A 13951-nucleotide genomic window follows, 5' to 3' on the forward strand; every position below is an offset into this window, starting at 1 on the left:
CTTGAGTAGATGGGTTTGGTGGCTCGCTTACTTTTTTTCGACTTGCAGCACGTCCGAGCGCAAAATAAAACCGAACTAGCAGCCAGTAACGACAACATCAAAGAGCGGCGTACCAGCCGCCCCGCTTCGCCCCACCCTACGCCACGGAAGACGATGCCCTGGCCGCCGCCCACGCCGAATGACAACGCATCCAACGCGGCCTGGCAGAGCTTGAGCTAACGCTGGCATTGGGGCGGGCAGATATTTTGCCACAGTCGCCACTCACGCTTAGCGGCTACAAGCCCCAGATTGATGCCACCAACTGGTTGGTGGCAGAAGTGACGCACTCGCTGAATAATGGTGGGTTTGGGACGCAGGTTAGGTGTGAAGTGAAAGGAAAATAGAAAGGTTATGGAAGTTGCTGCCCCCTTCATGGCGGCCCCCCAGGATAGTAAAGAACTTCATGTATGCTAGCCCAAGCACGGCAGGCAGAATGTAACATAAAGTTGGCACTAAGATGGTGCTGAATAGTTCCCTATCGTCGCCACCGCCCATTTGGTGAGAGGCTTTACTAAGATATTCTCGCTGCACCATGATTAACTAGCACCTCAGCCCTCACCTCTTTATAAGCTGCTTTAGGATCGTTTTTCTTCAAGCCCGTCGAAAAATCATTAAAACATTTAATTACTTTTGAATTTTCACTCGAAAAATCTGAAAGAAAAGAAAAATAACGGAAATCATTAGTCAAAAATTCATAATAGTATTTTTCGAATTCATTTATTTTACCCAACTGTCTTTGATACAAACTAAAACCTTTAGAAATATCTGAAAGCTGCCTATATGATGTATTATTTGTTATCGCTTCAAAAGACTTAATTGTTTTCACTGCATCGGAAACCTTCCTTTTTGCCGAAGTAATCAACCTTAGATTAAGGAATCGCAACCCTTTTATACTGTAGACAGCTGTCCTAACATAATCACTTTCTGTTTTCTCCTCACCATCTTCTATATATTTCCTATCGTAGACCAATGTAACAGCTATGTTTTTAGTATCGGTTTTTACTCTTTGCTCCAATGATCTTCCAACAGAACGAGGAAGCCTCCCAAACAAATCAACAATAATATTTTCTAATCTTTTTGCTTTTTCATATGCCTCAAAAACTTCTTCATAAGTACATATCGAATCACCTATTTTATCTTTAACAACCTGCATTTTGTCTTGTCTTTCTTCTTCTTTTTTCAATAATTTTACATCCTTTAATAGCTTCTCTTCATTACCCAACTTATAAACACATTCATTTCCTATTATAGTCACAGAACCATTTTTCAACTCTACAGCATAACCGTGATTATGAGCAGTATTGCACACCCTATTCTCTCTAAAAAAACAACATCTTACCCGTTCTTTAAACCGATAAACGCCTAGAATATTTGCATAGTATTCTTTTTCAAATACCTCCCCTTCTACAAAGCCAGGTAAGGCAACAACTTCTTCATAGCTTTTAAATTTATGTACTTTATCTTTAAAATCCATTATTTCTCCCTACCATCATTGTTGTGAAGCTAAGTCTAGTGTAGCTAACCACAAAAACCTCCAGCCATCCATGGCCGGGGCTCATCCTAATTGCCGCAATCTTCTGACGAGACCCGTAGGCAACGCGTGCTATTAGGCGACATCTTCAGCTTGGCAAGCTTCTGCCTAATTAGATGTAAGCCAAAGCCGACACAATTTGTAAGAGATTACCTACACCGCCCAACACCGCGCCTGCCGCTCCACCACGCCCTTGAACTGCTGCGTGTTCACGAAGTAGCCCTGCCCACCCTCAGGTGGCAACAACCGGCAACGACTGCCAACACGGTGGGATTTAAACAATCGGTACTCTCCTTCTACCTCCGCCACTACCAGATCAGCGTGCCCGAACGATAGTGCTTCATCCACCACCAGCACATCGCCCTCCATCCACGGCCCACCTGGACGTGAGTCCTCACTAATCTCCACCAGAAAGCAGCTGGGTGAAAATCTTCGCTTATCCATTTCTGCTACCGCTGGGTGCTCCACGCCCACCGCTGCTGGCCCCAAGTAGTTCACTCGCATGCTGTTGCCCGGTGCTTGCTCCACATTAAGCGACGTATATTAGCGTTTGCCTGTCGCTTCTCTGGCTACCAATACTGTATTAATTAACAGTTTTAAACAAGTAGAGAATCTAAATATGATTGGCTTAGTGGACTGTAACAACTTCTACGTCAGCTGCGAGAGCGTGTTTAACCACAAGCTGAACGGCCGCCCCGTGGGCATTATGTCCAACAACGACGGCTGCATTATTGCCCGTTCGGAAGAGTTGAAAGCGCTGGGTATCGAGATGGGTACACCGGCCCACCAGGTGCGTCACCTGGTCGAACGCGGCGAGATCGTGCTGCACTCCTCTAACTACGAGCTCTACGGCGATATGTCCCAACGGGTGCAAGGCATTCTGGAGCAAGAAACCGCCGGCGTGGAGCCCTACTCAATCGATGAGATGTTTGTCCGCATGGATGGCTTCGAGCCGGAAGCGCTGCTGGAGCATGCCAAGTCGCTGCATAGGAAGATCCGCCGCGGCACTGGCATTCCTGTGTGTGTGTCGGCGTTGCCGCTACCCACACCCTCGCCAAGCTGGCCAACCGCATCGCTAAGAAGCACCCCGGCTACCCCGGCGTGTGCATCCTTCACGCAGGGAGCGACGAAGCCAGGCATCTGCTGCAGCAAATTGAGGTGAGCGATGTATGGGGCGTGGGCCGCCGGCTAAACGAGCGCCTGCAGATCCTCGGCATCTACACCGCCTGAGATCTACGCGAAGCGGACGCCAGCGCCTAAGGCGCAAGTTCTCGGTCAACATGGAGCGCACGGTGCTGGAACTGCGCGGCACCAGTTGCCTGGAGATGAACGACTTCAACGAACCGCGAAAACGCATCATGACCAGCCGATCGTTCGGCCGCCCTACCTCCCAGATTTACGATCTACAGGGCGCTATTCGCCAACACGCCCAACGGGGCGCCGAAAAGCTACGCGAGCAAAAGAGCCTCGCCCGCGCCGTGCTGGTGTTTCTTAAAACCGACCGCTTCCGGCCCGACCTGCCCCAGTACTCCCCCAGCCTGGCGGTAGAAATGGAACGCCCCAGCCAGGACACCCGCGACATCCTTTACGCAGCCCAGGAGGCGCTGCGCAAGATCTACCGGCCCAAGTACGGCTACAAGAAAGCGGGCGTGATGCTGATCGGCCTCACCGACGAAAACCGCCAACAGCTCAGCCTGATGGACACACCGCAAACGGAAGAGGAACGCCAGCGCAGCCAAAAGCTCATGGCCACCATGGACGCGCTGAACGAGAAGATGGGCAAAGGAACGGTACGCCTGGGCCTTCCGAAAAAGAACGCCCCCTGGCACCTACGCTGCGCGAACCGGAGTCCGCGCTATACGACGAATTGGGATGAGTTGATGAAGGTGTATACAGATGAGGGAGCGGCAAGAAGAGATAAAACAAGCACAAATTTATATAATCGGCAATAAAAAGGAGCATTTGTATAGAGAGGCGCGCTCAAGCTCATCAATTAAATCATCACTTGCATTAAAGATTCTGGGAACCTCGATAGTATAACAATCTGCCGAAGAAGTACTTAGCATATCAACCTATGAAACGACTTAACCAAGGAATGGACTAAGTTCCTGTAAAATTATTTTTTACGATCTTTCTTCAATCGACGAATGCGAAATATCGCCATAATAATAACTCCAAACATAACGATTAAAATTGGAGAAACCCCAATCAAAAACCTTTGAAATTCGTCCATACAAGAGCCTTTTGATACGTGCGCCAGGTTTAGTTTTATTAAAGATTGCTGTGACCTAGTTGCAAACGAACTGTTTTTTTCTTTGTGGCATTTTCTATCGAGTGGGATTACAAAATACTATTTATCGCCGTGATTATATTTGACTTGATTAGGCACGGTTATGCATATGAGCTTGCTACGAATCAGTCATCATCAGACGTTTTTCTTGCTTTTAGCTGCTCAAGCAATTTTTGACGCTCTGTGGGACTGAGCTTGTCTAGCTCAAGAATAAGCTCAGCAACGGTCTCGTCTTCACAGAATAAGTAGGGAATAGGCACGTCTAATGCCTCAGAAAGCCTTCTCAGCAACTGAAAATTGGGTGCATGTTGCCCCTTTTCATACTGCGTCATACGTGCACTCGCCAAATTCGGCTCCATGCCGAGGTATTCACCTAACTGCCTTTGCGTCATTCCTGCTGCTAGCCTAGCGGCTCTCAAGCGACGTGGGAGCGGACTATCCATGAAAATACCATCGCGTCTTTAAAAGCGGCTAGGCTAGCGCAACGCGACAAAAAAATATGCTAAGAGATTCTTAGCAAGAATGCAATTAATATGTTGCTGGCTAGCTGTAAGGTCAATTCAGTGCAAACAGAGCAAACCAAACCAGTTACGCATGATCAAGGTTACGTCTTTGGTAGGTTCCCCTTTAATGGTAGGAGTAAAGAGAGACTTTTAAAGCACAGCGTTGTAGCAGGACTCTCAGGCTATCTGACAGCCCATTTACTAACATGCTGAAAGATAAAGATAAAATTAATTCTTTCTTAAAATCTGTGCTAAAGAAAGTGCATCAGCGAACTGTGTTTTTATTAACGCCTCTTCTCTACTTACTGCGTTCGGGTTGTAGCGTGCATAACGTGAAACTTCACTAATCTTTATTTTAGAAAGAGGAATTTTAAATGGATTCTCATCTTGCCCAGATAATTCTATATCAACTGCCATAGCAAGATGTTGCTTATCTATTGTTTGAGCACTTTCCTCAAGAGCAATTTCAAGAGCAACATTCAGTATTTTTTTAAGAATCCGAACTTGCCCGGAACAGGCTGCAAAAAGTGGGATAGAGATCTCTTTCATAGCCAGGTTTGGTGGAGTGTCAAACCCCATTTTAAGAGAAAGACCTTTTAAAAACCTTATGTATTCTTCACGGCAACTTGATATTTTAAAATAGGGCAATTCAATTCGTGACATTAACCTAGAAGCCCACTGCGGCTCTTCTGTAATTTCAGCGGCCCAAGGCATACCAACCAACACTATAGGAATGCCAGCCTCTTCATTGATCATCTTTAGGCGATTTGCTACTCTTTGCCGATCTTCAATTGACTTAAACTCAATTAGCTCCTGAAACTCGTTGATAATTATGATCCGTGTTTGGCATTTCTTCAATATCTTAATCAGTGTCTCAGTTAATCCCACTTCTCGTAGCTGCCCTTTTCGTGACTCAGCCCCAAACTGACCAAGATCACTCAACATTTGAACCATCATACTTTCAACATTTGGGCGACTGGGGATTCTACATTTTATGACGGGACGTATTAAAACATCCCCTTCTTGATAAGAAGGATGTCGCATTACAAATTGATTTATTAAATAACTTTTTCCAGTACCTGCATCGCCGGTCAAAAGCATACATGATTGCTCTCCACCTAAAGGCTGCCTTTTGAAAAGACGCTCCCAAGATTCCAACACCCGCGTTAAGTTGGGATGTTCAACAAAACAGTGAATAAAATTATGGAGTTGTAGATGATGAGGCTTGCAGGTAGAAGCTTGCATTAATAAGGCTCCAATTCATTAATCCAATCATCCCAACTATCTAATATATTATCATCTAAAACATTATTCTTATCGGTAGAATATTTTTGGTGAGGAGATTCAGAAGTAGAAACATTATCTCCCGAGGCAGCAGTAACAATTGAAGACGCACCAGAAGATGAAATATCTTTAACCTTAGCTAGTTTATTCAGACCTCCAAATTTCTTTGTTGCATTTTTACTTTTGGAATTGGCAACGCCATTGATAAAATTTTGTGTACGTTTCTCAATATACTGCCTAGCCTCAGCTAGGGCTAAACGATCAATTTTCGAGCGATTATAAAGTCTGTTAAATTTGATATGAGTCTGGTGTTCAAAAAGTGATACATCCTTATACTCACCATCAGGATCAACTGCAGGAACACAAATATACTTTTTTAAGTTAGGCAGAAATACATAAACTTGCGAAACATCGGCTGGATCTCGTTTAACCATCAGCTCAACACTACTCTCACCACAAAGTGGGGGCGTGTTTTTTCTATATTCCACTAATTCATCAGAAACATAGACAATGTGGTTTAGCTTAACACCCTCCCTTGTAAGTGAACGTTTTACGTGGGGCAAGCTCTCTAGAATAAATTGTTCTTTTTCTAAGCCTATGTAGCGGATAGGAGGAAAATTTTTCCACCCAGATTCCCAAGCTAACATCGGTATTCTTGACTCCCAGCCATATGAATCATAGTTATAAATATCAACGACCCATTTATATAAAAAATGCACAAACTCTGAAAATGGAAGAACAGCATCTTTCTGAGGATTATAGTCTTTTAATTGCTGTACATTAGAAAACGTTTTCCCGGGAATTTGATCGATCAATTTTGATTTGTAGGTTTTAAAAATCCGCTCAACAAGCGGTTTTTTCCAAGGCTTAGCCACTGGATTGAATTCAATATTAGTCCCCATAGCTTGGCAAAAAACTTCTAAAGAAGACGACCAGAATTCTGCACCATTATCAACAACAAGTGTCTCAATCTTACCTTCACAAGGCCAATCTTTTTTTATAGAAGGAAATTTATTTTTAACATTTTCTTTACTCAAACACGTGTTGAGTATTGCTTTACGAACCGCATCGTAGCTGGGCTCTCTGTACCCAAGATGAAAGCCTACTATACAACGACTATAGCAATCGAGCAGAACAGTAAGATAGGGCCTACCAAGTGGAATCTCAAGATTATCATCTAATAATATTAAATCTAGCGGAGTATGGTCTATTTCGACACGTTGCATCAAATATCTAGCTTTTTTAAATTTACCTATTTTTCTAAAAGTTATATCAGCATAACGCTTACCAAAACGCCTTTCTGCAACTTTATAAGGAGAAATTTCGTTAATTAAGCGTCTAAAGGTATTATAGCAAACAGGCTGAATTTTCCCCTGGACAACGTCTTTGTTATTTACCTCGACTAAATCAAGATAATATTGATAGGCTGATGATATACTAGGGCGTTCTTTAGTAAGAAATTTTTCGTCTATTGCCTGCAAAATTCGCGAATCAGTCTTATCATATTTATTACGTTTCCTCTGCCCTTTTTTAAACTTATTTCTTGACACTAATGACACAAGACCTTTATTCGAATCGTATTGTGATTTCCAACGGGCAACAGACCGCCAAGATGGTCTAATCTGTAACAACCCGTTAACCATTAAATCATCTAAAATTGGATCGATATTTCTTTCTGTCCAACCACCGATTAATCTATTATCAACCATATTGATTACTTTTAATTTAGCAGAAGCTTCTTTTAAAGCTGTTATATCTAACTCATCAAATGAACCTAGGTTGGAATATGCATCTGGATGTTCATCAGAAAACTTGTCATCGTTTAGCATGCCAGCCTTAAAGTCGCCATCATTTAAGACAGCAGACTCAATGCCGTCAAATTCATCAGAGAAATTACTGCCATTAAGTGTCATCTTCTTACCTCAACACCAGATAGTAGTATCTCGACCAAGTGTTTCTAAATCAAGATTTGCTTTAATAACACGCAATTGGAGGAGACTTAAAATAGAGCACATAACTTCTCCTTCATCTGCAGAAATCTTCTCAAGCACAGATTGAACTTTTATTACACCTGATTTTCTTATCACATCCAGCACCAAGTAATGACATGTTGTCATACTCGCAAGGCCTGAGTAGCGATGTAATAACTTCAGATTATCTAACATTGGTTTTACACGTATCTGACGATCAGTCACTAATATCAAGTTCAAGCCTTGAACTCTAGCAGCCTGTCTTTTTGCTAGTAACCGTTGTTTAACGTCAGATTTTGAAAAAATGCTGGCTGGCTTAATTTCGACGAGCGTAGCAGAACCCGATGAATTAACTAGGCGAAAATCGGGGGTGTAGGGAAGAGTCTTGGCTTCATAGCAATAATAAAAGCCCTCGGGCTGAGCTTCATAAGATACAACATCATCCGAGTATTCAAAATGAAAGCATGCATCAAATTCCAGCGACGACTCAACGGTTAGAACGTTATGATTTTTTGCGCTGGCAAATTTGTAGAGGTTTTTGACTCGGGAGTGACGAAGCTTGCGGCGATACATGGCATCACCATTATCGTAGTAATGATACTAAGAAATAGTCTATGCCAAGTTTTTTTGCCAATTATGCCAAGTTTTTTTGCCAATTATGCCAAGTCTAGGTGAGAGCGACAAGAAATGGAGGCGGCCCCAAAAGCCACATCCCGGCACACGCAGCCACCACTACCGTTGCTCCCTTCCGGGCCTGGCGGGGTTCGCAGTTTAGCGTTGCGGGAGGACCTAAGGGACCACCATAACGGCACACTCTGTTATTTAGTAAGTGTGCTGAGGCTGATGTGGTGGCTACGCCCTGATTTGAACAGGGGACCCCATCATTATGAGTGATGTGCTCTAACCAGCTGAGCTACGTAGCCTTTCCCTCATCAACGGGTGCAGATTATGCCTACCTTAATGACGAAAGGCAAGCCGGAATCCGGCTTGCCCTGCTAGTCAACAAAGCATATCGAAATCGACTTACTGAATAGCGGCACGCACGGCCTCTGCGCCTGGCTCGCCATCACGTGTTGTAACGCCGTCTAACCACTCGTCCAGTACGCTATCATTAGCCTTCAAGTAGTCACGCGCAGCATCACGGGGGTCTTCGCCATCATCCATGATCGCGCTCATGAGCTGATTTTCCATTTCCAGCGTGAAGGTCATATTGCGCAGCAAGGTTCCCACATTAGGGCACTCATCCACGAATCCCGCTCGGGTATTCGTGTGCACAGTCGCGCCGCCTAAATTTGGGCCAAAATAGTCGTCGGCATCAGAAAGATAAGCCATATCGAAGTTAGAGTTCATGGGGTGCGGCTCCCAGCCTAAAAACACCATCCACTGCTCATTGGGCACCCGGGCGCGCAGTTCCGCCAGCATTCCCGCTTCGCTGGAATCGATCACCTGCCAATCGCCTAACCCGTAAGCATCGTCATCGATCATCTGCTCAATTAGCTCGTTGCCGTCGTTCCCCGCTTCGATGCCGTGCACGCTACGCTCAAACTGCTCCGCATGCTCTGCTAAATCGTTAACCGACGTTACCCCGGCATCGTAAACGTACTGAGGTACTGCCAGGGTATACTTCGCCCCTTCCAGGTTAGTCGCCAAACGCTCAACTTCACCGCGCTCGATGTAGGGGTCACTAATGGAGGCCATCGAGGGCATCCAGTTACCCAGGAAGACATCGAAATCATTGTTGCGCATACCGGCGTAGGCAATCGGAACGGAAACTGTATCGACGCTTGGCTCATAGCCAAGCCCTTCGAGGACTTCGCTGGCGAGCGCAGTGGTGGCGGTAATATCTGTCCAGCCCACTTCAGCAAAGCGCACGCTGCTGCACTCGTTTGCATAGGCTGCCGTTGGCAGACCCGCTGCCAGCAATAAAGCACCTGCATAGCGTGAAGAAGTTCTGCTCATCATCGTAGTCCCCTTTTATAAGCTTATTGCCAATACATATTGCCAATACGTATTTCCAAAACATAGATACGAACACTCAGTGGCCGTAGTGGTCGCAGTGCGTAGCAATCATTGGCGCCTTTTTATTGATTGAACGTTCAATAAAAAAATGCCATCATTGTTAGGTAATCATGTCTACGCTCGGGTTTCAAGCAACGACCCTGTTAGGCATTCAACGAATTAGGAGAACGTCGTGCCAAAGGTGGGAATGGAACCGATACGCCGCCAGCAGTTAATCAACGCGACTATGGCAGCCATTGATGAAGTCGGCTTAGCCGAAACTACCGTGATGCGAATTGCCCGCCATGCGGGCGTGTCAGCGGGCATTATCAGCCACTATTTTGGCGGTAAAGATGGCTTGCTGGAAGCGACGATGCGGCAAATCCTGACGGACCTGTCCGGCGCCGTTGCGGTGCGTCGCTATGCGCTGGAAGACGACTCTCCCCGCGCCCATATCGGTGCCATTATTGAGGGTAACTTTGACCGCACTCAGGTCACCGGCCCCGCCGCCAAGACATGGTTAGCGTTCTGGGCCAGCAGCATGCATAAGCCTATGCTGCAGCGTCTGCAAAATGTCAATGACCGACGTCTTTACAGCAATTTATGTCACCAGTTCCGACGTGTTATGCCCCGCGTAGAAGCCCGAAACGCAGCACGCGGCTTAGCCGCCATGATTGATGGGTTATGGCTGCGTGGCGCACTAACGCCAGAAGGCCTTGACGCCGAAGAGGCGCGCTACCTTGCCCACACCTATCTCGACCAACTTTTTGCTCATCATGGATGCACCAACAAAGCATCCAACATTTACCTTTAATTTTCTGATTCTTGGAGATCGACATGGCCGCTCAAGACGTACAGCCACTTTATATTGATGGTCGCCAGGTAGACGCCACCTCAGGCGATACTTTTACCGTTACCAATCCCTTTGACGGCAGCTTACTGGCCACTATCGGTCAAGCCAGCCAAGCGGATGTTGACACTGCGGTCGCCGCAGCCCAGCGCGGCCAGCGTGAGTGGGCAGCGATGAGCGGCATGGAGCGCTCACGCATCCTGCTGCGCGCCGTCGCGCTGCTAAGGGAGCGCAATGACGAGCTAGCTGAGCTTGAAACCCGCAATACCGGTAAGCCGATCAGCGAAACGGCCAGTGTCGATATCGTTACCGGCGCAGATGCGCTGGAGTACTACGCCGGCCTGGCGCCAGCTATTGAAGGCAGCCAGATCCCTTTGCGTGATAGCTCATTTGTGTACACCCGCCGCGAGCCCTTGGGCGTGATTGGCGCCATTGGCGCCTGGAACTACCCGATCCAAATTGCTTGCTGGAAAGCCGCCCCGGCGCTGGCGGCAGGCAACGCAGTGGTATTCAAGCCCAGCGAAGTGACCCCGCTGACCGTAATGAAACTGGCGGAAATCTTCACCGAGGCAGGCCTGCCCAACGGCGTCTTTAACGTGGTGCAGGGCGACGGCCGCGTGGGCGCCATGCTCACCGAACACCCCGGCATCGCCAAAGTCTCGTTCACTGGCGAAGCGGATACCGGCAAAAAAGTCATGGCCGCCGCTGCTAGCTCAACGCTGAAAGACGTCACCATGGAACTGGGTGGCAAATCGCCGCTTCTGGTCTTTGCTGATGCTGATCTTGATCGCGCTGCAGACGCCGCCATGATGGCCAACTTCTACTCCAGCGGCCAAATCTGTACCAACGGCACGCGGGTATTTGTTGAGCGCAGCGTTAAAGATGCCTTTGAAGCCAAGCTGGTGGAGCGCGTTAAGCGCATCAAAGCAGGCGACCCCATGGATCCCAGCGTCAACTTTGGTCCCCTAGTCAGCTTCGAGCATCAGGAGAAAGTGCTCTCCTATATTGCCCTGGGCAAAGAGCAAGGCGCTCGCCTGCTCGTGGGTGGCGACGACTGGAACACTGGTAGCTTTGCCAATGGCGCCTGGGCTGCACCCACCGTGTTTACCGACTGCACTGATGAGATGCGTATCGTGCGCGAAGAGATCTTTGGCCCGGTGATGTCGGTACTCGCCTTTGATGATGAGGCGGAAGTCATTCGCCGCGCCAATGACACCACCTACGGCCTGGCCGCCGGTGTCTTCAGCGAAAGCTTGAACCGCGCCCACCGCGTGATCCACCAGTTGGAAGCGGGTATTTGCTGGATTAACACCTGGGGTGAGTCACCCTCGGAGATGCCGGTAGGCGGCTATAAAGAGTCGGGCATTGGTCGCGAAAATGGTGTTGAGACGCTCAATCACTACACCCAGACCAAGTCGGTACAAATCGAGATGGGGCCATTTGAGTCAGTGTTTTAAATCAAAGCACCACTTTTTGCGCACTAACTGACCAGGGCGCTGGGGGTGGCTTGTAGCGAGGGTCTTTCCCCATGGCCGAAACCTGGTCCCTTCAGTTTCGGCATTCCCGCCATCCGTGGCGGTCAGATGGGAAAAGTAGCGCCCAGGGATGGGTTCACAGCGCCCTCGCGTAAAGCTACCGCCAGTAAGCCCCGCCCCATCTTCAGCCTCGGTAATTCACTATGTCTCAACCACGCGAATTTGATTACATCATTATCGGCGCAGGCTCGGCTGGCAACGTGCTCGCTACCCGCCTCACCGAAGACAGCAACGTCAGCGTACTGCTGTTAGAAGCGGGCGGGCCCGACTACCGCTTCGATTTCCGCACCCAAATGCCCGCTGCCTTGGCATTTCCACTACAGGGCAAGCGCTACAACTGGGCGTTTGAAACCGCCCCCGAGCCGCATATGGATGGTCGCCGCATGGAGTGTGGTCGTGGCAAAGGGCTGGGCGGCTCCTCGCTGATTAACGGCATGTGCTATATCCGCGGTAATGCACTCGATTACGACAACTGGGCCAAACAGCCCGGCCTCGAAGATTGGGACTACCTAAGCTGCCTGCCCTACTTCAAAAAGTGCGAAGCCCGCGACATTGGACCCAACAGCTACCACGGCGGTGACGGCCCGGTCAGCGTGACCACGCCAAAAGCGGATAACAACCCGCTTTATCGCACCTTTATTGAAGCCGGTAAGCAGGCTGGCTACCCGGAAACCGAAGACGTTAACGGCTACCAGCAAGAAGGCTTCGGCCCTATGGATCGCTTCGTTACGCCCAAAGGCCGCCGCGCATCAACGGCCCGAGGCTACCTGGATACCGCCAAACAGCGCCACAACCTCACTATCGAAACACACGCCGTTACCGACGTTATTGAGTTTGAAGGTAAACGTGCTGTGGGGGTGCGTTATGAGCAGAAAGGCGAAAAACAGCAGGCCTACGCCCGCCGTGAAGTACTCCTGTGCGGTGGCGCCATCGCTTCCCCGCAAATTCTGCAGCGCTCAGGCATCGGCAACCCTGAACTGCTGAAGGAACTGGGTATCGAGACGGTTCACGCCCTGCCCGGCGTGGGTGAAAACCTCCAGGATCACCTGGAGATGTACATCCAGTACGAGTGCAAAGAACCCATCTCGCTCTACCCCGCGCTAAAGTGGTATAACCAGCCCAAAATTGGCGTCGAGTGGCTGTTCAATGGCACCGGCGTGGGCGCCAGTAACCAGTTTGAATCCTGTGGTTTTATCCGCAGCCGCGATGAAGAGGAGTGGCCCAATTTGCAGTACCACTTTCTGCCCATTGCCATTAGCTACAACGGCAAAAGCGCGGTACAGGCTCATGGCTTCCAGGCCCACGTTGGCTCAATGCGCTCAGAAAGCCGCGGGCATATCCGTCTGACGTCAAAGGATCCACACGCGGCGCCCAGCATCCTGTTCAACTACATGGCCAAAGAGAAAGACTGGGAAGAGTTCCGCGATGCAATCCGCCTGACTCGCGACATCATCGCTCAGCCAGCCTTTGATAAATACCGTGGTCGCGAGATAGCACCAGGGCCCGACGTGCAGTCGGATGCCGAGCTCGATGCCTTCGTCAAACAGCACGCCGAAACCGCCTACCACCCCTGCGGTAGCTGCCGTATGGGCGAGGGTGAAATGGCCGTCACCGACGGCCAGGGTCGTGTCCATGGTATTGAAGGCCTTCGCGTCGTAGATGCCTCACTGTTTCCGGTGATTCCCACCGGCAACCTGAATGCGCCCACCATTATGTTGGCCGAGAAAATCGCCGACCGTATCAAAGGCCATGAGCCACTTCCCCGCGCCAGCGTTGACTATTACGTAGCCAACGGTGCACCGGCCAAACGCGCCTGAACATTTAGTCTGTTTTTTACTCCAAACGTCATGGCTTGTCGCCATGGCGTTTTTTTAGCTTTGTGCATCGCGTTTAAAGCGCCAAACATGCCTAAATACTTGCACGAGGCAGCTTTCATCTGCCAACATTCAAA

At 48.6% G+C, this 13951-nt stretch carries 14 protein-coding genes, 1 tRNA gene and 1 other RNA gene; 7 read left to right on the forward strand and 9 right to left on the reverse strand.

Going from position 1 to position 13951, the window contains the following annotated elements; genetic code table 11:
• Positions 1–18 precede the first annotated feature (18 nt).
• On the forward strand, positions 19–219 hold the full coding sequence (locus tag HZU72_RS22275; protein ID WP_180096024.1) for a hypothetical protein: 201 nt from the start codon (positions 19–21) through the stop codon (positions 217–219).
• A gap of 331 nt (positions 220–550) precedes the next feature.
• Here the strand turns inward: HZU72_RS22275 and HZU72_RS22280 are convergent, their stop codons facing one another.
• The gene (locus HZU72_RS22280; protein WP_180096026.1) at positions 551–1513 is read right to left on the reverse strand and encodes a hypothetical protein; all 963 of its coding nucleotides are present in this window, start codon (positions 1511–1513) and stop codon (positions 551–553) included.
• Positions 1514–1723: 210 nt separating this feature from the next.
• The gene (locus HZU72_RS22285) at positions 1724–2074 is read right to left on the reverse strand and encodes a S24/S26 family peptidase (RefSeq protein WP_180096028.1); all 351 of its coding nucleotides are present in this window, start codon (positions 2072–2074) and stop codon (positions 1724–1726) included.
• 115 nt (positions 2075–2189) lie between these two features.
• Between HZU72_RS22285 and HZU72_RS24165 the strand changes: the two genes are divergently transcribed.
• The 3 genes from HZU72_RS24165 (at position 2190) to HZU72_RS24175 (ending at position 3522) form a co-directional block, all read left to right on the forward strand.
• Positions 2190–2732: a Y-family DNA polymerase gene (locus HZU72_RS24165; protein ID WP_328738176.1), complete on the forward strand. Its 543-nt coding sequence runs from the start codon at positions 2190–2192 to the stop codon at positions 2730–2732.
• Positions 2729–2800, forward strand: coding sequence for a hypothetical protein (locus HZU72_RS24170; protein ID WP_328738178.1), 72 nt, complete (start codon positions 2729–2731; stop codon positions 2798–2800). Before HZU72_RS24165 ends, HZU72_RS24170 begins: the two co-directional genes overlap by 4 nt.
• 62 nt (positions 2801–2862) lie before the next feature.
• A complete protein-coding gene (locus HZU72_RS24175; RefSeq protein ID WP_328738177.1) occupies positions 2863–3522 on the forward strand; it encodes a DinB/UmuC family translesion DNA polymerase in 660 nt (219 codons plus the stop codon).
• 463 nt (positions 3523–3985) lie between these two features.
• On the opposite strand, the gene HZU72_RS22295 is transcribed toward HZU72_RS24175, so the two are convergent.
• The 7 genes from HZU72_RS22295 to HZU72_RS22325 form a co-directional block, all read right to left on the reverse strand.
• A complete protein-coding gene (locus HZU72_RS22295) occupies positions 3986–4303 on the reverse strand; it encodes a helix-turn-helix domain-containing protein (protein ID WP_180096030.1) in 318 nt (105 codons plus the stop codon).
• Positions 4304–4591: 288 nt separating this feature from the next.
• Positions 4592–5608 carry a TniB family NTP-binding protein gene (locus HZU72_RS22300; protein ID WP_180096032.1) on the reverse strand — a complete coding sequence of 339 codons (1017 nt, stop codon included), beginning with the start codon at positions 5606–5608 and terminating at the stop codon, positions 4592–4594.
• Positions 5608–7560, reverse strand: coding sequence for a TnsB C-terminal domain-containing protein (locus tag HZU72_RS22305; protein ID WP_180096034.1), 1953 nt, complete (start codon positions 7558–7560; stop codon positions 5608–5610). Before HZU72_RS22305 ends, HZU72_RS22300 begins: the two co-directional genes overlap by 1 nt.
• A 9-nt stretch (positions 7561–7569) precedes the next feature.
• Positions 7570–8190, reverse strand: a complete 621-nt coding sequence (locus HZU72_RS22310) for a TnsA endonuclease N-terminal domain-containing protein (RefSeq protein WP_180096036.1) — start codon at positions 8188–8190, stop codon at positions 7570–7572.
• 124 nt (positions 8191–8314) lie between these two features.
• Positions 8315–8411, reverse strand: an RNA gene (gene ffs / locus HZU72_RS22315) — signal recognition particle sRNA small type.
• A gap of 52 nt (positions 8412–8463) precedes the next feature.
• A tRNA-Met gene (locus HZU72_RS22320) sits at positions 8464–8540 on the reverse strand.
• Between the two features lie 100 nt (positions 8541–8640).
• On the reverse strand, positions 8641–9579 hold the full coding sequence (locus HZU72_RS22325) for a choline ABC transporter substrate-binding protein (protein ID WP_180096038.1): 939 nt from the start codon (positions 9577–9579) through the stop codon (positions 8641–8643).
• A 229-nt stretch (positions 9580–9808) separates the two neighbouring features.
• Here HZU72_RS22325 and betI point away from each other — a divergent pair, with 229 nt between their 5' ends.
• The 3 genes from betI to betA all read left to right on the forward strand — a co-directional run bounded on the left by betI (position 9809) and on the right by betA (position 13817).
• On the forward strand, positions 9809–10429 hold the full coding sequence (betI, locus tag HZU72_RS22330) for a transcriptional regulator BetI (RefSeq protein ID WP_180096040.1): 621 nt from the start codon (positions 9809–9811) through the stop codon (positions 10427–10429).
• Positions 10430–10452: 23 nt separating this feature from the next.
• On the forward strand, positions 10453–11922 hold the full coding sequence (betB, locus tag HZU72_RS22335) for a betaine-aldehyde dehydrogenase (RefSeq protein ID WP_180096042.1): 1470 nt from the start codon (positions 10453–10455) through the stop codon (positions 11920–11922).
• A 221-nt stretch (positions 11923–12143) separates the two neighbouring features.
• Positions 12144–13817 carry a choline dehydrogenase gene (gene betA / locus HZU72_RS22340; protein ID WP_180096043.1) on the forward strand — a complete coding sequence of 558 codons (1674 nt, stop codon included), beginning with the start codon at positions 12144–12146 and terminating at the stop codon, positions 13815–13817.
• Positions 13818–13951: the final 134 nt, after the last annotated feature.

The sequence above is a fragment of the Vreelandella sedimenti genome, from assembly GCF_013416325.1.
Classification (GTDB): Bacteria; Pseudomonadota; Gammaproteobacteria; order Pseudomonadales; family Halomonadaceae; genus Vreelandella; species Vreelandella sedimenti.

Bases quoted from the DNA above. Each gene is read 5' to 3' on its own strand.
- HZU72_RS24165 (WP_328738176.1), top strand. From the start codon at position 2,190: ATGATTGGCTTAGTGGACTGTAACAACTTCTACGTCAGCTGCGAGAGC.
- betA (WP_180096043.1), top strand. From the start codon at position 12,144: ATGTCTCAACCACGCGAATTTGATTACATCATTATCGGCGCAGGCTCG.
- HZU72_RS22280 (WP_180096026.1), bottom strand. From the start codon at position 1,513: ATGGATTTTAAAGATAAAGTACATAAATTTAAAAGCTATGAAGAAGTT.
- HZU72_RS22300 (WP_180096032.1), bottom strand. From the start codon at position 5,608: ATGCAAGCTTCTACCTGCAAGCCTCATCATCTACAACTCCATAATTTT.
- HZU72_RS22305 (WP_180096034.1), bottom strand. From the start codon at position 7,560: ATGACACTTAATGGCAGTAATTTCTCTGATGAATTTGACGGCATTGAG.
- HZU72_RS22325 (WP_180096038.1), bottom strand. From the start codon at position 9,579: ATGATGAGCAGAACTTCTTCACGCTATGCAGGTGCTTTATTGCTGGCA.
- HZU72_RS22295 (WP_180096030.1), bottom strand. From the start codon at position 4,303: ATGGATAGTCCGCTCCCACGTCGCTTGAGAGCCGCTAGGCTAGCAGCA.
- betB (WP_180096042.1), top strand. From the start codon at position 10,453: ATGGCCGCTCAAGACGTACAGCCACTTTATATTGATGGTCGCCAGGTA.
- HZU72_RS22285 (WP_180096028.1), bottom strand. From the start codon at position 2,074: ATGCGAGTGAACTACTTGGGGCCAGCAGCGGTGGGCGTGGAGCACCCA.
- HZU72_RS22310 (WP_180096036.1), bottom strand. From the start codon at position 8,190: ATGTATCGCCGCAAGCTTCGTCACTCCCGAGTCAAAAACCTCTACAAA.